General features: G+C 39.5%; 20 protein-coding genes and 1 tRNA gene. 11 read left to right on the top strand and 10 right to left on the bottom strand.

What is annotated here, in order from left to right; translation table 11 throughout:
• Nucleotides 1–88 precede the first annotated feature (88 nt).
• The 5 genes from ACC612_RS03740 to ACC612_RS03720 form a co-directional block, all read right to left on the bottom strand.
• A tRNA-Leu gene (locus ACC612_RS03740) sits at nt 89–173 on the bottom strand.
• Nucleotides 174–259: 86 nt separating this feature from the next.
• Nucleotides 260–1165: an ornithine carbamoyltransferase gene (gene argF / locus ACC612_RS03735; protein WP_371853134.1), complete on the bottom strand. Its 906-nt coding sequence runs from the start codon at nt 1163–1165 to the stop codon at nt 260–262.
• Between the two features lie 31 nt (nt 1166–1196).
• A complete protein-coding gene (gene purD / locus ACC612_RS03730) occupies nt 1197–2504 on the bottom strand; it encodes a phosphoribosylamine--glycine ligase (protein ID WP_371853133.1) in 1308 nt (435 codons plus the stop codon).
• Between the two features lie 191 nt (nt 2505–2695).
• On the bottom strand, nt 2696–3235 hold the full coding sequence (gene pyrE / locus ACC612_RS03725) for an orotate phosphoribosyltransferase (RefSeq protein ID WP_371853132.1): 540 nt from the start codon (nt 3233–3235) through the stop codon (nt 2696–2698).
• 34 nt (nt 3236–3269) lie between these two features.
• Nucleotides 3270–3797 carry a CDP-2,3-bis-(O-geranylgeranyl)-sn-glycerol synthase gene (locus ACC612_RS03720; RefSeq protein WP_371853131.1) on the bottom strand — a complete coding sequence of 176 codons (528 nt, stop codon included), beginning with the start codon at nt 3795–3797 and terminating at the stop codon, nt 3270–3272.
• Between the two features lie 253 nt (nt 3798–4050).
• Between ACC612_RS03720 and ACC612_RS03715 the strand changes: the two genes are divergently transcribed.
• Both ACC612_RS03715 and ccsA read left to right on the top strand, forming a co-directional pair.
• A complete protein-coding gene (locus ACC612_RS03715; RefSeq protein ID WP_371853130.1) occupies nt 4051–5091 on the top strand; it encodes a cytochrome c-type biogenesis CcmF C-terminal domain-containing protein in 1041 nt (346 codons plus the stop codon).
• The gene (gene ccsA, locus ACC612_RS03710) at nt 5088–6146 is read left to right on the top strand and encodes a cytochrome c biogenesis protein CcsA (protein WP_371853129.1); all 1059 of its coding nucleotides are present in this window, start codon (nt 5088–5090) and stop codon (nt 6144–6146) included. The genes ACC612_RS03715 and ccsA overlap by 4 nt, the downstream gene beginning before the upstream one ends.
• 33 nt (nt 6147–6179) lie before the next feature.
• Here ccsA and ACC612_RS03705 read toward each other — a convergent pair whose 3' ends face one another.
• Both ACC612_RS03705 and xseA read right to left on the bottom strand, forming a co-directional pair.
• Nucleotides 6180–6455, bottom strand: coding sequence for an exodeoxyribonuclease VII small subunit (locus ACC612_RS03705; RefSeq protein WP_371853128.1), 276 nt, complete (start codon nt 6453–6455; stop codon nt 6180–6182).
• The gene (gene xseA / locus ACC612_RS03700; RefSeq protein WP_371853127.1) at nt 6427–7662 is read right to left on the bottom strand and encodes an exodeoxyribonuclease VII large subunit; all 1236 of its coding nucleotides are present in this window, start codon (nt 7660–7662) and stop codon (nt 6427–6429) included. The genes ACC612_RS03705 and xseA overlap by 29 nt, the downstream gene beginning before the upstream one ends.
• A 175-nt stretch (nt 7663–7837) precedes the next feature.
• On the opposite strand from xseA, the gene gmd reads away from it, so the two are divergent.
• The 3 genes from gmd (at nt 7838) to ACC612_RS03685 (ending at nt 11581) form a co-directional block, all read left to right on the top strand.
• Nucleotides 7838–8815 carry a GDP-mannose 4,6-dehydratase gene (gene gmd, locus ACC612_RS03695; protein WP_371853126.1) on the top strand — a complete coding sequence of 326 codons (978 nt, stop codon included), beginning with the start codon at nt 7838–7840 and terminating at the stop codon, nt 8813–8815.
• Between the two features lie 130 nt (nt 8816–8945).
• Nucleotides 8946–10025, top strand: a complete 1080-nt coding sequence (locus ACC612_RS03690; protein WP_371853125.1) for a UDP-N-acetylglucosamine 2-epimerase — start codon at nt 8946–8948, stop codon at nt 10023–10025.
• Nucleotides 10022–11581, top strand: coding sequence for an ArnT family glycosyltransferase (locus ACC612_RS03685; protein WP_371853124.1), 1560 nt, complete (start codon nt 10022–10024; stop codon nt 11579–11581). Before ACC612_RS03690 ends, ACC612_RS03685 begins: the two co-directional genes overlap by 4 nt.
• A gap of 7 nt (nt 11582–11588) precedes the next feature.
• Here ACC612_RS03685 and ACC612_RS03680 read toward each other — a convergent pair whose 3' ends face one another.
• Nucleotides 11589–12149 (bottom strand): DapH/DapD/GlmU-related protein, encoded by a 561-nt coding sequence (locus tag ACC612_RS03680; RefSeq protein WP_371853123.1) that lies wholly within the window; start codon nt 12147–12149, stop codon nt 11589–11591.
• Between the two features lie 20 nt (nt 12150–12169).
• Complete coding sequence (locus ACC612_RS03675) at nt 12170–13417, bottom strand: flippase (RefSeq protein ID WP_371853122.1); 1248 nt, start codon at nt 13415–13417, stop codon at nt 12170–12172.
• Nucleotides 13418–13561: 144 nt separating this feature from the next.
• Between ACC612_RS03675 and ACC612_RS03670 the strand changes: the two genes are divergently transcribed.
• The 6 genes from ACC612_RS03670 to ACC612_RS03645 all read left to right on the top strand — a co-directional run bounded on the left by ACC612_RS03670 (nt 13562) and on the right by ACC612_RS03645 (nt 21432).
• Nucleotides 13562–15166, top strand: coding sequence for a hypothetical protein (locus ACC612_RS03670; RefSeq protein WP_371853121.1), 1605 nt, complete (start codon nt 13562–13564; stop codon nt 15164–15166).
• Complete coding sequence (locus ACC612_RS03665) at nt 15163–15651, top strand: hypothetical protein (protein WP_371853120.1); 489 nt, start codon at nt 15163–15165, stop codon at nt 15649–15651. The genes ACC612_RS03670 and ACC612_RS03665 overlap by 4 nt, the downstream gene beginning before the upstream one ends.
• The gene (locus tag ACC612_RS03660) at nt 15648–15920 is read left to right on the top strand and encodes a DUF1616 domain-containing protein (RefSeq protein ID WP_371853119.1); all 273 of its coding nucleotides are present in this window, start codon (nt 15648–15650) and stop codon (nt 15918–15920) included. The genes ACC612_RS03665 and ACC612_RS03660 overlap by 4 nt, the downstream gene beginning before the upstream one ends.
• Before the next feature lie 232 nt (nt 15921–16152).
• Complete coding sequence (locus tag ACC612_RS03655; protein ID WP_371853118.1) at nt 16153–16557, top strand: hypothetical protein; 405 nt, start codon at nt 16153–16155, stop codon at nt 16555–16557.
• 11 nt (nt 16558–16568) lie between these two features.
• On the top strand, nt 16569–18035 hold the full coding sequence (locus ACC612_RS03650; RefSeq protein WP_371853117.1) for a hypothetical protein: 1467 nt from the start codon (nt 16569–16571) through the stop codon (nt 18033–18035).
• Nucleotides 18036–18039: 4 nt separating this feature from the next.
• A complete protein-coding gene (locus tag ACC612_RS03645; RefSeq protein WP_371853116.1) occupies nt 18040–21432 on the top strand; it encodes an S-layer protein domain-containing protein in 3393 nt (1130 codons plus the stop codon).
• On the opposite strand, the gene ACC612_RS03640 is transcribed toward ACC612_RS03645, so the two are convergent.
• Nucleotides 21429–22541, bottom strand: a complete 1113-nt coding sequence (locus ACC612_RS03640) for a glycosyltransferase family 4 protein (RefSeq protein WP_371853115.1) — start codon at nt 22539–22541, stop codon at nt 21429–21431. The genes ACC612_RS03645 and ACC612_RS03640 overlap by 4 nt on opposite strands.
• Nucleotides 22542–22554: the final 13 nt, after the last annotated feature.

Raw genomic sequence — 22554 nt, 5'->3', positions numbered from 1 at the left:
CGAAGAAAGGAAAACAGAAAAAGAACACAAATGAGGCTGACATGCAATATATGAAACATAAATGATAAAACTTCAAAAAATAATTCGATGCGGGGGATGGGATTCGAACCCACGAACTCCTACAAGACTAGACTCTGAATCTAGCGCCTTTGACCTGGCTGGGCGACCCCCGCATTGAGGTACCGTATAGTTGCATTAATGGTATATATGCTTTTTCAGTTGCAGCCCACAAATAAAAGGGCTGCAAACACAATGCACATCATCCGATCAGTTTCATGAGCAAAGCTTTCTGTGCATGCAAGCGGTTCTCTGCCTGGTCATAAACTACAGAATGCGGACCGTCCATAACCTCAGCAGCTATTTCCTGCCCCCTGTGGGCTGGCATACAGTGCATCACTATGGCATCAGTCTTGGCAAGAGCCAGCATCTCGGAACTGATCTGGTAATCCTTAAGATCGTTCAGACGCTTCTCGATCTCGTCCTCATCGCCCATGGAAACCCATACATCCGTATAGAGAATATCTGCACCTTTTGCGGCCACGAACGGATCATTGATAATAGTAATATCTCCACCAAGCTCCTTTGCCATCTTAACGATCTTCGCATCGGGTTCATATCCCGGCGGACAGGCTACTACCATCTGCATACCTACAATTGCACAACCGAGGATAGCTGAATTACATACATTGTTGCCATCACCTACCCAGACGTACTTCAATCCCTCGAGATGGTTTTTATATTCCCTGATGGTAAGCAGGTCAGAAAGGATCTGGCATGGGTGTTCCACATCTGAAAGAGCGTTGATCACAGGTACGGATGAATGAGCAGCGATCTCAAGGATAGTACTATGCTTGTTCACCCTTGCAGTGATACAGTGCACATACCTGGAAAGAACAACCGCAGTATCAGCAATAGTCTCCCCTCGTCCTATCTGCAGGTCTTTCGAAGAAAGGAATATGGACTGACCACCCAGGTCAGCCATTGCAACCTCAAACGATACCCTGGTACGAGTGGAAGACTTTTCAAAAAGCATAGCCAGACTTCTGTTCTTAAGCAGATCCGTGAGCTTCCCACGAACACGCTTTTCTTTCAATATCACTGCCATATCTAGCAGTTCAAAGACCTCATCACGGGTGAGGTCTGCAAAGGAAATAAGATGCTTCATACAATCAACCCATTTTCGTTATTATTGGGCATTATACCCTGCCCCTGATTTCATTCATATGATCAATACGTTTCTGAATAAGTGAAGCAGTACCTATATCCCTTCTGGAATGCAGATCACCGAAAATATTGTCAAGTGCTTCCTGAGCCTTATTCTCTGCTTTACTTATGGAATCAGCAATGCCTACAACTGCTATTGCACGTGAGCCTGTAGTGTAGATCTTATTGTCTGCTTCATATACACTTGAATAGAATAGAAGTGCGTCACCAATATCCCCGATAGATACCTCTTTATCCTTGGAAGGGTTGTCAGGGTAACCCGCAGGAACTGCATACTTGCAAACAGTTGCCTTTTTACTGAACTTCACATCCAGTTTATCAAGAGTCCCATTTACGATAGCACACATAATATCCACTATATCAGTCTCAAGAAGAGGCAGCACGTTCATAGCCTCGGGGTCTCCGAACCTGCCATTGAACTCAATTACACGCGGACCATTCTTTGTGATCATGAACTGGCCATACAGCACACCCTTGTATTTCACACCAGTTTCTGCGTATAACTCCTTTACAGTGTGCTGCATAATACGTTTTGCCTGCTCCACATCTTCTGCACACAAGAAAGGCAGAACTTCACCAGCATCGGTGTAAGCACCCATACCTCCTGTATTTGGTCCGAGATCATTCTCAAAGGCTCTCTTATGATCCTGCACCGTTGGTGAAAAAGCCAGGTTTTCTCCATCCACAAAAGCCTGTAATGTGAACTCTTCACCTACAAGGTTCTCTTCTACGACCACGCTTCCTGAATCAAGAAGCTGAGCAGCATATTCCTTGGCATCTTTTACAGTGGGAAGCTGATCACCCATGACTTTGACACCTTTGCCACCAGTAAGACCTGCTGGCTTTATTGCTACATTGCCAAGCTTTTCAATGAAATCGAACATTGGATCTTTTTCAGTAAATACCTCAAAGACAGGGCAACCTGCAATTCCATGCTTTCTCATGAAATTCCTTGCCCACGCTTTATCGAACTCTATCTGAGCAACTGCTTTTCTTGGGCCCACAACACCAATACCTACTTCTTCCAATGCATCAGCAAGCCCAACTGAAAGAGGAGCCTCGGGGCCTATAAAGGCTACATCAATGTTATTGGCAGTTGCATAAGCAACAACCTTCAGCACATCGGTTTCCTTTTCCAGAAGGAAATCCTGACAAAGACTGGCAATACCAGGGTTCTTCTTTGCCATCACAGCAAAAATAACAGGATCTTTTCTGCTCTGTGCAATAGCTGACGCAATTGCATGTTCCCTTCCTCCACCACCGACAACTAGAACGTTCATTTACAAACCTCACCAATTAAAAATTCTTTTAGATATTGAAGTGATATTCTCCAATTATTACCTGATCTTCACATTGAACATAAATGATATCTACTCAGCATTAGATTATACCATAGTTAAGATAGATGGCACTAAATACTACGGATTGTTTCTCATATTCAGATAAATAATTTACTTATTTGTTCTACGTTTCATTGAATAAGATCGCTGGCACCCACAAGAGGAATGAGCTTCACTCCTATTGCTGAAAGACTCTGCTTTGCACCTTCTTCACGGTCCACTACAGTAATGACAGCATCCACAAAGCCTCCGGCCCCACGAATAGCAGCTATAGCATCCTTTACTGACCCGCCGCTTGTAGTTACATCCTCTATTAATACCACACGAGAGCCTGCTTTGAGGTCGCCGATGAAACGCCCTCCGGTCCCGTATCCTTTTTCTTCCTTACGGACAATCAAAAGTGGTAAACCTGATTTAAGAGAAACTGCCGTAGCAAGGGGAACACCACCTAAAGCTACACCGCCTACAATATCCACTTTTTCGTTAAGTACTAAAGAAGCGGCCTGTTCTGCTATTACAGTAAGGGTCACCGGATCTGTACTGGCCTTTTTTATATCGACATAATATTTGCTCTTCTTTCCTGAAGCAAGAGTAAAGTCACCAAACTTCACAGCTCCGCATTTCTTAAGAGCTGATATAAGGAGGGATTTTGTATCATTTTCTATAGTCATAAAAGATCACCAAGACCAATAATATATGTGAATTTTACCAAGGTTCTTTTTTTACCCCTATTAGATAACCTATAATATTTGTTGTAAGATGGAGCAGTGGAGTGACAATTACCACAGCTATCATAACATTGCGGGTAAAATGCATTGTGAACCACCCTGGAGAGGAGAGATATGTAAATACCCACGCACCTAATACAAAGTCAAGCTGGTCCACAAGTGGTAATGAAGCACCTCTTTTCATTCCAAGCCTACGCTTAAAGAAACTCTTGAACATATCGCCAAAAAGAGAACCAGAAGCAAGGGACAAAAGAACTACCATAGTTTGAGAACCACTATCTGAAAAGGAAGGTAAGGAAATATGCAAAACCTCCGACATCGGAGCCAGCAAGGCCATCTGTAGTAAACCCAAAAGCACACCGCATGCTATACCGGCAAACAGACCTCTGTAGGTCTTGCCATCTCCTAAGATTCTTCTGCCGTCTTTCAGGACTCTGCCGCCATCAATGGGACGACCGCCGCCAAAAACTGCAGCCATTGAATTGGGAATATAAGCAGGCAACATAAGCCAGATAGCTAGGATCAGTGTTTCTATCGTACTACCAACTCATTTATAGTTTTTAGTTCCTCAGAGATGTATGCCATCCGCATTTATCCGTATTTAAGATACCGGAAGTGTGGCATTGGAAGTATATAATTCAATGCGTCTATAGGAAAGTGCAATCATGACATAATGCCAGCTTGATGCAACATCCTATACGTAGCCAATATACTATATATAAGTGAGGATACATGCAGATTTACAGCGAGGATCAGCGATGACAAAAGAAGAGAGTATTCTTACGACTAAAAACACTATATTTGCCGCTGTAATAGCATTCATTCTGCTTGCAATGGTAATTATGACCGGCATGGTAACACCTCTTCTTGCCAAGATCCTCAATGGCACAGAGCTTGCCCTAGGCTCTGATTACTTTAACCCCAGAACTGCCCTCCCTACCATATTACTGGTAATATTACTTACAATCTGCTTACTGGTCAGTTCAGTTACACCCCGCAAGGCACTGGTAGCAACTGCTTCTTTTTTAGTACTGATAGCATTAGTTGTTATCATATCTCCATTTTCAAATATAGCAGTTGATGTAACTGTGGCACTTGTAATACCGGCTTTGATAGCCACAGCCTATAAAATGTGGCTCACCGCCCGTAATAAGAAAGGATATGGAAAATACAGAGGTCTTTCTGCTCATCTGATACATCTTGGAATATTATTCATCCTGTTTGGAATAGTGCTGAGTTCCAATATGAAAATAGAAGATTCGGCAGTGTATGAGACAGGTAAAATGGGAACTGACAGTTTACAGGACTATGATCTGAAGATCACTTCAATAGCGTCAAGGTATGAAGGAGAGCCTTACCAGGACCATCAGGCATCTTCCTACATCACTCGTATAGATTTTGACATATATGATCAAAACAGATATGCCAGAAGCGGTAGTGTGGAATATATCACTGATTTCAAATGGGGTCAGACATACACTACGACATATATCCACAGAGGACTTACAGAAGAACTGTTCGTTGCACCCAGAGCTCTTGATGAACAAAACGGAAAAGTTGACATGTATGTGCGAGTTGTTCCTTTCATAAACATGTTATGGGGAGGCATATATATGATGGCTCTGGGCATCATTGCGCTGCTTATAGTAGAGCATCGCAATCCCTCTCAAAAGAACGGAAAAACGCAGTCTTTGGGTAGAGAGAAGGACCTGGTTCTCTTTGAAAAGAAATACGAAAGGCTATTGGAGCAGGAGATCAGAAATCTGAGATCCGGGAAGAACAGAGGAGGAAAAGTATGAATCTTGGAATGATCCTGATCTGGTTTTCCCTTGTGACCGGAATAGGTGCTGTTTTTTTCGAGTATGCAGAATATCGAAAGAGAAGCAACTCTGTAACAACTCTCTCACTTAAGCTTGAAATGTCATGTTTGGCGCTAACAGGGCTTTCAATGCTGCTGTTGATGTACCACCTATACACTGTCAATGCCTCTTATTCATACGTATATGAGCACTCTAGTACTGACCTTGAGTGGTTTTACAGGCTAGCTGCTTTATGGGCAGGACAGGAAGGATCACTGCTATTATGGGCAATATCCATACTGATAATGCTGAAAATAGTAGAGCGTACAGATGAAGGAAGGCTTTCCGGTACCACATTGATGCGAGTGACACGCCTTATATCCCTGTCTGTAGTGTGTGTATTCCTGGGATTGCTGGTGTTAAAGAATCCATTCTCGGCATATCATGTGCTTTCCGGAGGCACTGTTGATATTACGAACTGGAACCCCTTTGTGCAGATGTATGACGTTCCTTATGGCCAAGGGATGAATCCACTTTTGCGTAATCCCTGGATGGCAATACATCCACCCATGCTGTTCCTTGGATATGCTGCTTTCACAATACCTTTTGCAGCCGCAATGGGCAACTTACTTACACATGACAAAAGATGGGAATCCATCTCTACCAACTGGATGAGAATTGCCTGGCTATTCCTCACATTGGGCATAGGGCTTGGAGGTTTCTGGGCCTATGAAGTTCTAGGATGGGGAGCCTGGTTCTGGAGTTGGGATCCGGTTGAAACGTCATCACTTATACCCTGGATTACAGCAACAGCATATCTGCATGCACAATTACGTTACAGACACGGAGAGTATGGTTTTATAGCACCCTTGCTTGCAATAGTATCTTTTCTAACGGTTGTGTTCGCCACCTTTGTTACCAGAAGCGGTATGTGGGCCTCAGTGCACTCGTGGCAGGATTTCACAGCTGAGAGCGCCATAATTGCAGCATTCCTGGTAATACTAATAGTATCAAGTGCGATCTTGCTTGCAAGGAGATACTTTGAAGAGGAATGAAAATCAGATTTTATTCGTTATTCCAATGGGCAATTACTGGCCTTCACTGAAAGGCTTTGCCCTAAGTTCTCCATTTTCCAGAACCAATTGTTCTATTCTGCTCTCTGCCTTGGATAATTTCTGGCTGCAGACACGTGCAAACTTCATTCCCTGCTCAAAGGTCTCAAGACTTTCATCAAGAGTAAGATTCCCCTTTTCCAGCTTCCCTACAAGCCCTTCCAGCTTTTCAAGTGCATTTTCAAAACTCAGATTTTCAACTGCATCTTCTTCATTAGATACTTCACTGACCTTCTTCTTCCTGCTTACCATTTTCTATCCCGACCATTTCCATAACATCACATATTACATTGCCATCAGTGACCCTTAAGTCAAGCCTGGAACCTACTTTTACATCATTGACACTTTTTACAACAAAATTATCGGACATCGCTATACAGTATCCTCTTGCAAGAGTATTCAGAGGATTTACAGCATTCATACGGCCAGCCAGAGCTTTAAGTAACATTTCTTTGGATCCAAGGTCATATTTAACATCTTTTTCCATGGCTGTAACCAGCTCATCAATTCGTTGATAGCGCTGGTCGATCATTTCCTGAAGCTTTTCTGATCTCATGGACTCAGAGGCACGATCAAGCCTGACATTAAGGTCCATGATCTTATGATCCATTGCATATTCAAGTCTCTGGAACATTGATTCCATAAAACGCTTTAATTCTATTCTGTCAGGAACCACGAGTTCTGCTGCAGCAGATGGGGTAGGTGCCCTAAGATCGGCTGTAAAATCAGCGATCGTATAATCCGTTTCATGGCCTACAGCAGAAACTATTGGAATCCTGGAGTTGAAAATGGCTCTTGCTACAACTTCTTCATTGAAAGGCCACAGATCTTCCAGTGAACCGCCACCCCTGCCAACTATTATAACATCTGCATCTGTTCTGTTGAGAAGCTCTATGGAATCTGCAATGCTTTGTGCAGCTGCATCCCCCTGCACTAAACATGGAGCTAAGAGCACATTTACCGGATATCTTCGGCTTAGTACATTGATAATATCATGAACTGCAGCACCTGTGGGAGATGTGGAGATGCCTATCTTTGCAGGAAATCGATGTATAGGCCTCTTGCGGCTTTGTTCAAAGAGACCTTCAGCTTCCAGTTTTTTCTTAAGCCGTTCAAATGCCTTGAACATCTCACCGATACCATCCGGGCGCATATCCATTACTTTAAGCTGATATTGACCCCTGACTGTGTAAACATCCACAGAACCATACACAATAACTGCCATTGAGTCCTCTGGATCGAACTTCAGGCCACGGTTTGTCTGCCTGAAACTAACACAGCTTATCTGGCTTCCACGGTCCTTCAAAGTAAAATAATAATGGCCTGAGCTATGTTTTTTAAGATTAGAGATCTCTCCACGCACCCATACTTCCCGCAGCCTGGGATCATTAACAAGTAGAGATCTGATGGTTTCATTGAGTACTGAAACACTATATATACCCATTTGATTCTCAGACATCATAGATGAGGAGGAATTCCCTACTATTTATGTTAATGCAAGGATAGTGAAAGTGATAGTCTTTTATAATAATACCAAGCTTTAAATAAGTTTATTCTAATTTAGAAATGTAGAATTTGAGGGATGAAGAGATAGTTCTTACATTTTACATCTTTTCTGATATGGAGCTATGATCATGGCAAAGAATGCACTAATAACCGGAATTACTGGACAGGATGGATCTTATCTTGCAGAGTTACTGTACAATAAAGGATACAATGTATATGGACTTGTGAGAAGACTCAGTACTCCTAACACCTCCCGGATAGACCACATAATAAATAACGTAGAATTACTGCAGGGAGATCTTACAGACCAATCTTCCCTGAGCGAAGCAATGCGTATAGCACAGCCTGACGAAGTGTACAATCTCGCTGCTCAGTCCTTTGTGGGGACTTCATGGAACCAGCCAGTACATACAGGAGACGTGACGGGATTAGGAATGGTCAGAGTGCTGGAAGCTGTAAGAAATATGGTACCGCATGCAAGAGTTTACCAGGCATCATCCAGCGAAATGTTCGGAAAGGTACAGGAAACTCCGCAGACTGAGAACACAAAATTCTATCCAAGAAGTCCATACGGAGTAGCTAAAGTATATGCATACTGGACATGCGTGAACTATAGAGAAAGCTATGACATGCATATCAGCAATGGAATATTGTTCAATCATGAATCCCCACGCAGAGGTATTGAATTCGTGACAAGGAAAATAACCGATGGTGTTGCACGAATATACCATGGCCTGGAATCAGAACTGCGTCTGGGAAACCTTGATGCAAAAAGAGATTGGGGATATGCCGGAGATTATGTAGATGCCATGTGGCGCATGCTTCAGCAGGATAAACCCGGAGACTATGTTATAGCTACCGGTGAAACCCATTCAGTCGAAGAATTTGTACAAGAAGCATTCTCCATAGCTGGTTTGGACTGGAAGAAATATGTAGTGATCGACCCCAAGTTTGTAAGGCCAGCAGAAGTAGAATTATTATTGGGAGATGCATCAAAGGCAAAGAGAGAACTTGGCTGGGAACCAAAAGTACACTTTAAAGAACTTATTAAAATGATGGTGGAAGCTGACCTGGAAAGACTGGAACCTGCGAACAGGAAACACTAACAAGTTCTCCTTTTGAGATAATACCGTTTTAGAGGATGGAAGTGCACCATCCTTAAAATTTACATGGCATTTTGAGGGAAGTGCCTGTAAAGGAAAAAGTGAAAATATGGACGAGAGTAGATTTCACGTTATGGTAGGCACAAAGGGACAGCTTATAAAAATGGCTCCCATTATGCTGGAAATGGATAGAAGAGGAATAAACTATAATTTTATCAATGCGGCTCAACACACAAAAATACTTTATGATATTATAGGTGTTTTTGGCCTGAAACAACCTGATATTGTGCTTAACAAGAATAACAAAGATGTTGCTAATGTACTGGATATGGCTGTCTGGCTATCAAAGGTGACACTCAACTCTTTTTCGCAGGATGGATTGCCGAAAAAGAATGACATTTGCCTTATCCACGGAGACCCGATACCTGCTTCTTTTGGTGCAGTTCTGAGTAAACTGCATCGGGCTAAGGTTGCGCATATCGAATCCGGAGAAAGGACCCACAATATATTCAATCCTTTTCCCGAAGAGCTTTCCAGAAGAATGATAGACTGGATGGCTGACTACCTTTTTACTTCTTCCGAAGAATCATATAACAATGTCATTAAACAGGGAGTAAAAGGAGAGATAGTCAATCTGGGATATAATACGGTCATCGATGCAATACGCTTCGCTACAGCAAATTCCCACAAGGTCACTTTCAAACCTGACCCCGGATATGTGCTTGTCAATGTACACAGGGTAGAGAACCTCTATTCAAAAGAAAGATTGGATATTATCATGTCCACAGTGGAGAAGATCGCTAAAAACGAAAGAGTATTAATGATCATGCATGAGCCTTTAAAAAACAAGCTTATGAAATCGAATATGCTTGAAACACTAAAGGGATATGAAAACCTTCAGATGATACCACTCCAGGATTATGTAACTAATATCAATCTGATAAAGAACAGCAAGTATATAGTAAACGATGGCGGCGCACCACAATTGGAATCCTACTTCCTTAGCAGACCCTGCCTTTTGATGAGAGGATTCATGGAGCAGAACGGCTACCCTAATGTCTGCCTTTCAAAATATGATACCGGCATCATAGATGATTTCCTGCAGAACTATAACAACTATATATTTGACGTAGATATCAACGCTCTCAAGAGTCCTTCCAAGGAAATCGTCGATATACTAATCGAAAAAATGACTCACCTGAAGAACTCATGAAGCTTAAAGGCAATCTATCAGCAATTGCAGTGATCCTGCTTTTGGCATTGCTCTTCAACTACTATACATATGTTAACAATGAAGTTAACTACAGGGTAGCTGATAGCCCTGATGAGAATCTACCTCTGATCTTTTCAAAGACCATTGTAGAAGAATCATCTTTGGTATGGCATTCTGAAATGAATGAGAAATATAATGTCAGTTATTTCAGGCCAAGAAACTCGATAGACATTGGAGGAAACAACTACATAGGGCCATACATAGGCTTTCAGATGTTGCTGGCCACCGCGAGGCTATATGGCCTTTTAGATTACATAGTGCCTCTGGCAGGATGTGTAGGTGTACTGTTCCTATACCTGCTTGTCAGAAACATATTTGATGACAAAACTGCAATCATTGCAGCACTGATCTGGGGACTTAACCCTACATATGTATTCTTTTCCAACATGTATTACAGCAATATTCCTGCAGTGACATTTTCGATCATTGCCCTTTATTGTTTCCACAAAGGCATTCAAACCGGAAAGAACGTCTATATCGGATGTGCTGGTCTGTTCTGTCTGTATGCTGTTTTTACCAGAACCTCAGAGATAGTAATATTTGGATCGATATTTATCGGACTTATTGCAGCAAGATGGGGATTTACCAGAAAGATACAATTAAAAGAGATAACCATATTCGTGAGCATCTTCTTGATACTGCGCATACTGTGGTCAATATCTAATTCTTCCCTTAATGCACAAACTGTAGATATCAATACAGGTGGGGGAGGAATAGGATACCAACTTGAATATCTCATAAACAACCTGGGAGTTTATGCAGACTCTTTTGTGAAGTATATAGTGGATTATCCACCTCTGCTGTTTGTTCTTGCCTGCTTTGGAGTTATATCGGCATATTCTTCAAAGGACAAAATGCAATGGTTCTTTGCACTTTTCTTTATTGGGCTATTCTTGCTTTTCTTTGGCCTTTATGGCTTTAGAGGTGAGACCTGGGGATTTGAGGCTGGTTCGATTGATTCTTCCATGGCGCGTTATTTTGTGATAAACTATGCAATAATGAGCATATTTGCCGCTGTATTTTTGACAGGTTTTTTGAAAAGAGAAAACAATTCTCGAATCGTCGCTTTGCTTTTACTGCTGATATTGCTTACCTCAACTACTACGATATTTGAAAGCGATAATAATCTAATAAAAACTAAAGACAGGTTAAATATGTGGGGGGACCTGAACAGACAAATAGTTACTACTACACCTGAAAATGCTGTTATTTTCACCAGAGCTTTAGATAAGGTTTTCATGACGGAACGTCAGGTAGCTGTGTATAGAACAGAAGCAGAACTCAGAGCACAACCTGACATGGCATATTGGTATACAGGTGCAAACATAGAGAGGGATCTCGTGCCACTTATAGATAAAATGCTATCCGATGGAGTTCCTGTTTATGTTACAAAAGAAGCTACCGAACTGTTCCAACATTTAAAAAAGAATAAAAAGTATAAATTGACATCTGTAGCTAAGGACAATATGGTCTGGAAAGTCGAAAAAGCAAAATGATCGACCATCAAATCCTTTTTTCTGCAATACCCTGCGTATCTCGAATGCGTTTTGCAGGTACACCTGCATACACGCCATGAGGATCGAGTTTGCCTTTAACTACAGCACCTGCAGCTATGATGCAATTATCCCCTATTTCCGTACCTGGAAGTATAGTGGAATTAGCTCCGACCCATACACCATTGCCAATAGTTACAGGTTCGCCTATGAAAGTACAGCCATCTTCACCTACACGATCCTTTTCCAGATGAGTACTTGTAGTAATTAATGCATTAAAACCGATGGAACAGTTATTTCCTATTGAAACACTGCCAGAACAATCGAACTGTACACCACGGTTTATAAAACAGTTTTTCCCAATGGAAAGTTTCCTGAATGAATTTACATAAATGTTCTTTCGGATACGTGTGCCCTTTCCAACACTTGCTATCGGTTTGAGAAATAAAATCCTTAGAATAGAACATACACTCATATCAGGAAGCAGATTCGCCAGAAAAAGGAACGTGTAGATATAGAGTTCTTCCAGAGTTTTGCGCATCCCTAGCTTAATTAGATCAAGTACAGACATCATTATTCCTTTTAATAATTTCAATAATTGTATTTCCTGTACACATATAAGAACGATATAACAAGCCCCAGCAAACAGGATACGCATGTTGCCATAGCTGCACCAACCACTCCGTAAAGGGGTATTAACAATTGGTTAAGAATAATATCAATTAGTAAGACAATCAAACTCATAAACATTGAGACACGAGGCTGTCCGATCCCATTGATTACAGTAGTGAACAGAGAGAATAGACCAAAGAAACCCATACCTATTGTCAGGACACCCAATGATGTGGAGCCTGCTGAATATTGTTCAGAAAAGAGAATACTTAACACCTGTTTGGAAAAAAGCACTACGAATAGCGTAGAAGGCACAAGTATAAGCATGGAATATTTTACTGATCTAATAATATGCATGGTCATCTGTGACCGATCATTATGTACTGACATACTTGAAATTGCAGGAAATAGAGCACCATAGATACCTGCAATGATGTAAAATGGCACTTTTGAGATTGTAGATACTGCTGAATAAATGCCTACATCCATATCTGTAAGATAAGCTTTTACAAAGAAAAGATCAAAGCTCATAATCAAGTTTGTAGCTACTGAATAGAATATAATTGGAGTTGCAAAGTCCAATATTGTCCTTGCAGAAATAAGACTGGTTTTATTTGATGATGATTGGAACTTTTGATCTGTTGAGCGAACAAAGAAAAATCCCAAAACCAGAACAGCTATTGATGAGATTACAAAACCAGTTATTGCACCATAAAGTGCATAAGAGGTTACTGCAAAACCAAGTATTAACACTACTTTAAAAACGGAATAGAGAATAACCATAAGGGATTGTTTACCATACTCTTTTAATCCGTTGAAATACCCGATATATAAGGCCTGTAGTGCATATGCCGGAACAATAAGAGAAGAAAGCCGAAGATATGGGGCTAGGCCCGGGTCATTCAACATGATAGCTAAATTCTCGGCAAAAAAATAGTAAATGATGAATAGAACTAAACTAAATGCTAATTGCATATTTTGCGCAGTTCTTTTAACTTGTAATTCATTCCCATCCTGATGTGCCACATATTTGGATACAGCCTGTGGGATACCAGTTGAAAGGATCAGATTCACCATTGTCATAAGAGAAATAACAACTGCGTATATACCATAATCCGCAGGGCCTAGAAATCTACCTAATCCGATATGTGTCGCATACCCAGAGAGGACAAAAGAGATCTGAGCTGCTATTAGATAGATAGTTCCGTGCCTTAAACTCTGCTTCATTTTTACCTTGTAACATATCAGTATTTTGTATATCCGAGAAGTGGGATTTTTATCCCATGAGATATATCTAAATGTTGCAATAATTTATAAACTTGCCTACTTTCACTGCAGAAATACATGTGCACAAGGATACAGTGAGATCAGATGGACATAGATGAGATATGTAAAAAAATATTCCTGAAACTTATAGTAATATCTTTACTATTAGTAATATTCAGTATACTCATCAGTTCTCATGAAGTAAAGATAGAACTATTGATATTTATCCTCCCCATACTGGGAATACCTATTATTAGAGATATGGACAGGGAGAAGAATAAAGGAATTGTTGATAACAGGATCATCTGGATAGTACTTGCATCCGTATTCATATTGTCTGTTTTCATTCGTAATTACCCATATTTTGGGACAAACGTACCGCCTGGATATGATCCTGGCCTGTATAAGTATGGCTTTGATACATACATCTCAAATCTCCCCGGTGTTCCTGAAAGTGTATTACCCGAATGGTTCAAAGAAATGTTTCCTCCGGGATTGTTTTTACTTGGAGATATACTGTATGTAGTTGCAGATTGGGGGTCCATTGAGTTCATAACTGTTTTTACGCCCCTTGTATGTGGACTGATGGTATTTCCGGTGTCCTCCGTGTCAAAACGAATATCAAACGAAAGGGGAGCAATTATTTCCACGGTCCTCTATCTGATATCTGCAACGCAGTATATGCTTTTTGAATATTCGTACCTGAGGAATATAATCGGGCTTTTCCTGATGTTAACAGCCATACTTTTGCTACAAAAAGAAAGATACATAACTACAGCTATCATTTATGCTGCTTTGAGTATATACCACCAGCCACATTTTCTTCTTTTGTCTTTAGTGTTGCTATGCTGGCTGTTCGAAACAAAAAACCCCAAAATATATTTGACCTGCATAATCGCTGCCGTGCTGGCTATACCTTTCTGGATACCCAGAGTGGAACTTCTTGTTTCCATGCTGAATGGGTTGCTTAGTGTTGCTTTAAACAACCTCACTAACGATGTAAACACCCAGGGAGGAACTTTTTTGTCCTTTTCAAAATATGGATATTTATCATTCCCTTACATCATATTCGGCATCCTGGGATTTATTTATATGCTGTTGAATAAAAAAAGAGATCCTTTATTTTACTTCACACTTATTACCAGCGTACTGATAATATTCAAAGTTGTTTTTTTCAGAAGGTACCTTGCAACACTTGACATTCTCCTGATCGTACTAGCAGGAGGTTGCATCCAAAGGATATTCTTTGAACAAAAAAAAGAGCTACTGGTATATGGAAAAATGATATGTTTGTTAATACTATTCACCGGAAGCCTGCTCCTCCATAGCCAAATGGCAGATAATAGCAGGCTTGTTTCTGATAATGATCTTATGGATATTCAATGGATGGCTGACAATATCAAATCGGAAAGTTATATCCTTACAACTGCATATGACGCACCTTGGGTTCTCGGATGGGGAAAACATCCTGTGATAGCTCCGGGACTTTTTCAGTGGGACAAATATACAGAAGAAGAGTGGAATGATTTTCTCAAAACATCTGATTCACAACAAGCTGTAGAATTTATGTCAAAATATGGCGAAGATATTTATATATATCATTCAATGAATATAGAAAATATAGAACTCAGCAAGTATTCCAACAAAGAATTCCAATTGATAAGAGAAGGCAAAAGTAAAATATATAGATATGCCGGGCCCGTTCAATGAAATTTATTAAGGTAAAAGATATGCCCAGATCTTCAAAATGTATTGCAAATCAGGACAAACTAGTGGTGTTTAACCACAACTTGTTCTCAACGCTTTTTATAACAATGCTTCTGTTGTTCCTGATGGAAAATATCTGGCCACATAGTGTATCCATATATTTTGACATAAAATACATAGCAATACCCACAATTAGTTCCGGCCTGGCAGATCTTCTGGTATTTAAAGAAGAATTTAAAGATCAGAAACAAATCAAACAGATTTCCAACATTATACATATTATTTTGGCTATTGTGATAGCTATCATTGGATTATTTGCGGTAGAGCATAAGTTATCCTATGCTACAAGCATCGTTAATGAGGTTGCTATCCTGTCAGGCATGCTTCTACTGACTGTTTCATTGATTTTCTGCGATTTTGAACTCAAGGACCTGATTGGAAATAACAAAAATGGTAAACAACAAAAGAAGAAAATGGAGAATAAATGACCATCCAAATGCTTGCTGGTTCACTGCTGGCATTATTTGTGCCAGGATTAGCATGGACTTACGCATTATTTGACAAAGAGATAGATCTGATAGAAAGGATTGCACTTTCTATAGGGCTTTCTCTTGTTATGGTACCACTTAGTTTATTTTTTTTGTTCAATCTTCTGGGAATGAGGATTAATTTTGAAAATTCTGTATATATGATACTTTTGTTAACGTTCGCTGCACTGTTTGTTGCTCTTTTTAGACGATATAATATTGTAAGATAAAAGAACAAGTGAGCATTGTTAGTCACATACCGTACTAATTGCCAATACCTCTTGTTTTTAGTTTAATCTGAACATTAAATATATATAACATTATTTAGATTAATTATAATATATTAAATTTGGTTTATTTAATGAGGGGAATATTATCCAGAATGGGAAACATACCAAACGGAATGCATATTATAGTTCAATCCTTACAGCTGCAATTATTCTAATAGTGCTACTAGTAAGCATGGCAGATGCAGAGGAACTTAGAATCAAGGGGCTTTCTGATACTTACAAAAAAGGGGATATGATCACTTTCTTTTTAGTAGCTGAAAATGGTCTAACCTCGAAAGAGCTGGAAGACTGGAATGTATCATTGAAAATAGATGGAGCAACAAACGCCGTAATTCTGTTTGATGAGAATGAAAAATACAGCGAACAATCAGGCATAGCCATTGAGAGAGTATCACCTTACAAATATGGTTACGGATCAGGGGGTGAATACTTGTCCGGAGACATAGGAACATCTGAGCTGAAAATCAGCATTGACTCTTCCACGATGAATAAGGGCAATCATACTGTAACGCTATGCATGCAAAAAAAAGGAACAACTGAGATCCATCCGATATCAAATAACATAGTAATAACTTGATGGAGCCCCGCATGAACATTAACAAGATCCATCTGTTGATTCCACTGATTTTGTTCTCTTACTTGTTAATGATGAATATCCAATCTACACAGATAGAAGAAAACGATGGATCATACGTTATAGACTTAGGCTCTAGAACTGATATGATCAGAGATGTTAAACTCACTGGGCCGGAAGAGAGAATATCCGAACCTTTAAAAGAGACCTATGGAAATGAGAAAATCAACTTCAGGAACTTTACCGATCGTTTTGTATATTTTCAGTTAAAAGAAACTGAAATAGATAGTGCTTCACGAATTAAGGTCCAGATTCGTTTCAAAGATGATCTTCCAAAAGGATCTATATTCAAATTGGGTGCACACAGTGCTCCTCAATGGAACTACAAATGGAATCTGCTATATGATCCGTTCCAAAGGCAATTAGAGGAAGAATATGATAAAATCTATTCTGACAACAATATTTCCATTTATTCTTTAAATGAAGATACACCCAAATTCTCAAATGTTAAAGATTTCTTTGAGGTGCTGCAACCTGAAAATACCATAGCTATTCAACCATCTATTAGTTCTTTCCCTGGAGCTGAAGAACTTCCAGAGAATGATAATTCAACAAATACAACATTGAATACAACACTAAGAGGAAAACATACTTTTTTGACATATGTACATGGGACCGAACTTTCAGTAGATATTGAAAAACTGGACCTGAACTGGTACAATGGAACAGATGATATGGTAATAAAAATAGTATCCACCACAGGAGAAGCAGTCAAATCTGCGACAATTGCAGATGATGGCGATATAACAGATCATCGAGGTCTGAAAGCTACACAAAGATCCCATATCAAAGCCACTGGACTTAATGATGGAACATACAAGATAGTAATAGATACCAATGATGATACATTGATCAAAAAACTGCAAGTTTCCAGTGATAAACTAGTTGTAGAGAATAATGTATTCGCATATGCTCCTACCAAGCTGTTCTTTTCAACTGAAAATGATCAAACAGTTGACCTTATGACACTGCACAATGATGGGCTTCAAACAATAGAGGTCAGCAGTGGCAATTCAACATACAACATACCCATCGATAAAATCGCAGTTACACAAAATGGACAAATAAAATCTGCAGGAGGCATGCAGAAAATGAACATTCCTTGTGGGGATCTGCAGATAGAATCAAACATGTATTATTCTTTTACTGAGACATCCTATTTCAATCCAATGAAATGTAGAGTTGCACCTGTAAATAATGATTTTTACTGGCTTGAGAAAAACAATGTTGATTATGTAATGATGAAAAACCAATCCATAAAATCAGAAAATGGATGGATAATAGCCGAAACAGAATGGGAAATTACTGACCTTTATGTAAAGAACAATATGCTCGATTTCTCTACAAATATTGAACAATCTGACGATTCCTCTAAGATCAGTGTTCCTGTAGATTGGATAAAAGTTACGTTAGAGGAGTGATTGTGTGTATAAAAAATTCTTGTGCCTTATTTTACTGATCGCAATGATCGTTCCAGTTGCAGCGTCTGAAGTCACCGGACCACTTTCTTATGTAAAATATGATGGGAAAAGTTATACAATAACAGGTGCAGATGCACCTTCCTTATTGCTGGATAAAGAAATGCTGTCAATAGACCTGTCAGATGGTACTATTATAGATTCCGATCATTTTTATTATGCGGCAACTCAGGAGGAAAACAAAACAGACTATCTGGGAAAGCCATACACAATAGATGTAATTAATGATACTGCGATTTTGTCCACAGAATTGTGGGAAGGCCTGAATATGCATGTATATCGAGGTGGCAAGATAGACATGCCAGAAGGCTATACTCTGGAATGTACAGAAACATTGGATAATGGCGATTCCACATTTATACTTACACGCAACCAAACAACTCTTGATTCTTTTAGTTTAAAGGAAAATGAAGTATACAATTACTCCGAGCTATATGAAGGGAAAAAAGTAGCAGTTTTTTCAGTTACTTCAGGCAATTCCTTGCATGATAAAGATATGGCTTCTTTAGCAGAGATATCTGTAAGAAAAGTAGATGTTTTAAAGGACGGACAGGACGTATTTGAGAATTATACCATAAGCTTTGAGGATATCGATTGGGATGGAGATGAAGATTTAATAATACGCCTCAAGCCTGGGAACATATTTACAATAACACCGTCCGGAAATACTTCACTTCTTGATGGCTACATCTGCCTTAAAAGCAGGATGGTGTATAACCATTTGCTGGATAGGTTCGACGAGGCCACTCCACTGGCCTCGACTGAAGAATATAAAATATATTCATACAAGCATAGCGATATAAAAGACCTTAAAGCAGAAATGGAAAAACCATCCTCATATTCTGTATTTTCCGTAGCACCTTACATTAAGTTCAATGGCATGGGAACCATTTTTACTGATCCTGCCAGCGAGACAAAAATCTCCATGCAACTGAGAGGAGAACATGAAATATACACCTATGTTAACAATGAGACACTGAGCATTTCTATTTCAAAGCACGACTTGAACTGGTATGAAGGCACAGATGAACTAAATGTTACTATCTATTCATCTGCCGGGGAAATTGTTGGATATATGAGCATACCTGATGATGGTCAAATTTCAGCAACCAGAAAAACTGGAATTATTCAGACAGAAACCTTAGAACTGCCCGGACTGCAAAACGGCATATACCATATAGATCTCAAATCAAATGATGATGATGTTGTAATAGATGAATTACACAGTGCTCAGGATAAAATGGTTTTTGATGGCAAGATATTCGTCCTATCTCCCGGAGACCTTTATGTGGGTTCTAACAAAAGATTCTCATTAAAATTCATGACCTTGCATGATGAAGGATTACAGAGTATCACCATCGAAGGAAACAATCATACATACCATACAAAACTGGATACGAAGAACAAATGGATAAACATCAAACTACCGGCATCTGCTTCACCATATCGCATAAAAATACCTAAAGGGGATGTCAAAATTGAATCGGATGCATATTTCGCTTTCAGTGAAGAAGCTTTCTTCAGCAAAGATCAAGCCACTGTAGTTTCCTTGTATGACACCATTAGCAAAAAACAAGAAGCAAAAGTAGATTATATCATAGTTCCCCAGCAAAAAGAACAAATTGCATTTTATCCGTATAGGAATACTACAGATTATACTTATTTTGATCCTTCCAACTATAATAACGAACTGAATACATGGACATCACCTGGTCTATTTTACTCCGGCAATACAGGAAAGGGAAACTGGGAATTCCTGAATATTGTTTCCGCAGATGACAGTACACTGAGTAAAGATGAGATGGTATACGGAACTCTGCAATATCAGGATAATAGAATTAAAGGTCCTCTAAACAGAACGGTCGCATATCTTGGCGAACCCTATTGTATACTAAACATCGACAACTCATCCGCTGTCCTCTCTAAAAGAACGATAGCTGACATGGACATAATAGTAAATTCAAGTAGCAAGGTGGAACTTGAAGATGGAATGTACTTGCAAATGCATACAATAGACATGGATATGTATAAGATCAGTTGCTCCCTATATAGAGAAGGAAATGTGCTCTCAAATTTTGAGATCGAAGAAAATGATACAACTACTTATAAAGAGGTCATAAACGATAATGAAATGCCGTTGCTAAGCATCGAATGCGGAGAAATCATAAAAGATGATAGCAATCCCTTTGTTCAGCTCAGGATAAATAAAATCAGTGGACATACTGTTGTATTAAAGGATCACGACACATTCAAAGATGGCTCTACAACAGAGATAGCTGATATCAATGGCGATAAGCTTCAGGATATAAAAGTAACACTTGAAGAGAACAGTGACATCCTACTTGAAGAAGGTAAACCTGTAGCTATCCTGAGAGGATACCTCACACTGGAACCTGCAGAGAACAATAAGATCCTGGTCAGCAAAAAAAATATCTCAACTAAAGAGAGCATTTTGAACATAAAAGTACAGTATGGAAATGACTTCTCATTTAAAGAGCCTGTGAAAGAGATACCGGTTACCATAGATAGTAATAACCTCAGCAGCTTTAATATTTATTATAACGCGGAAACAACTGACTTCTCCTTTTTACTTAAGGAACTGAAAAGGTTGCCTGGCGGAGATAAAGGAATAAGTGGAGAAATCTACGGTATATATGACCTAAGTCTCTATCCAACTAATCCCGGGACCATATACACAGAATTCTTTGTGGAAAAACAGTGGCTCGACTACAAAGGACTAGGACCTGAAAATGTTTATGTGGCCCAGTTCAAAAATGGTGAATGGGCTTACATATCCACTAACAATATCGGAGACAAAAATGGAATATTCAATTTCAGTGTGAGCCTCAGAGATACAGGCATATTTTGTATTGTGGCCCTTCCCAGTAACTCAGAAAAATACAACATAGAGCCTGAAGACATATCCTACATGCTAAGATCAATAGCTGATGATATTGCCGAGGGAAGCACGAAGCAAGATAATGGAAGCATAGAAGTTCTTTCTTCAAAAGCAAGAGGTAGTAGTATACCTGTATATATTGGCCTGTTTATGTCCATTCTATGCATAGCAATCCTTCTGACATATGCAAATAGAAATACTTCTTCTGCAAATAAAATAGAAGAGCGGCGCAGGAACGAAAAATATCTGAAAATAATGGAGTTTAACCGTCGTCTGTGTCTTACATTAATTACCAGTTTTATGATCCTTCAGATAGCAGAAGAAATACAACATGGTTTGGTAAGCTCACATGTGGATACTACAGTAATACTGATCTGTGTGATAATTACAGGGTTGATCGATATACTTGGAAGAAAATTCCGGAAGAAGGAAGGGCTTTAAGATAAAATCCCTTCAAGAACACGAGTGCATACTTTTGCAGTTTCATTAGCGCATCTTCCCCAGGAGAATTGAGCCGCTCTATCAATTCCCTTTCTAATAAAGGAAGATCTCAGATCATCGTCCTGGAGCAATTCAAGCATAGAGGTACTCATTCCCTGATAATCTTCTGGATCCACAATAATGCAGGCATCACCAGCGATTTCTGGCAATGATGACGCACTGGATGTGATCACCGGGCATCCACATGCCATAGCCTCTATGACCGGAAGTCCGAAGCCCTCGTAAAATGATGGGAAAACGAACATCTTTGCAATGCAATATAATCTGACAAGATCTTCATTGGAAACCCTTCCAAGAAAACGAACATCATTTTCAAGACCAAGAGAGGTTATCAATGACATGATGTTTTTCCTGTCCTGTGGGTATTGGGCCTCTCCTGCCTTTAATAGAACGAGATCCGTTCTTCCGGATTCTTTTTTCAATCTGTAGAATGCTTTAATGATACCTTCAACATTTTTCCTTGGCTGCTCGGAACTAATGTGCAGAATATATTCCTTATCTTTTTCAAGATTGTACTTTGACCATATTGAAGAAACATCTTCAACAGGTCTGAACATTTCATGATCTATCCCAAGATAGACCGTGGTCATTTTATCTTCGGATATCCCGTATTTGCATTGCAGATCACTTGCAGTTGCATCAGAATCAGTAATTATATGCTCTGCATCCTTCAGGCCCTTATACATCATTTTACCTGCCATCTGATGCACTTTGCTTGCAGGATACATTTCATGTATGATGTCATGACAGGTGATCACTTTAGGTGCTACCTTGAAAAAAGAAATATTCTGGTTGGTGAGGAGATACATATCATATTTTGGAATGTGACCTTGCATCCTGTAGTAAAAAAAAGGGTTATTGTCTACAAGCGGTATTCTTCTTGTACTTGCAATTTTACTTGATGTGGTAAGTTCACTTACAGTAAACTGCTTGCTGTCAAAGAAGACATGATCGATATCTACTAAGCCTTTAAGAGATTCAAACAGAGAAAAAGAATAATTTCCAATACCTGTATAAGGTTGGGCAGTATTAATCATACCTATAGTCATATAAATCACCGTT

The organism is Methanomethylovorans sp. (assembly GCF_041447285.1).
Classification (GTDB): domain Archaea; phylum Halobacteriota; class Methanosarcinia; order Methanosarcinales; family Methanosarcinaceae; genus Methanomethylovorans.
The sequence above is the reverse complement of the archived record's forward strand: the minus strand, read 5'-3'. Positions and strand labels throughout refer to the sequence as shown.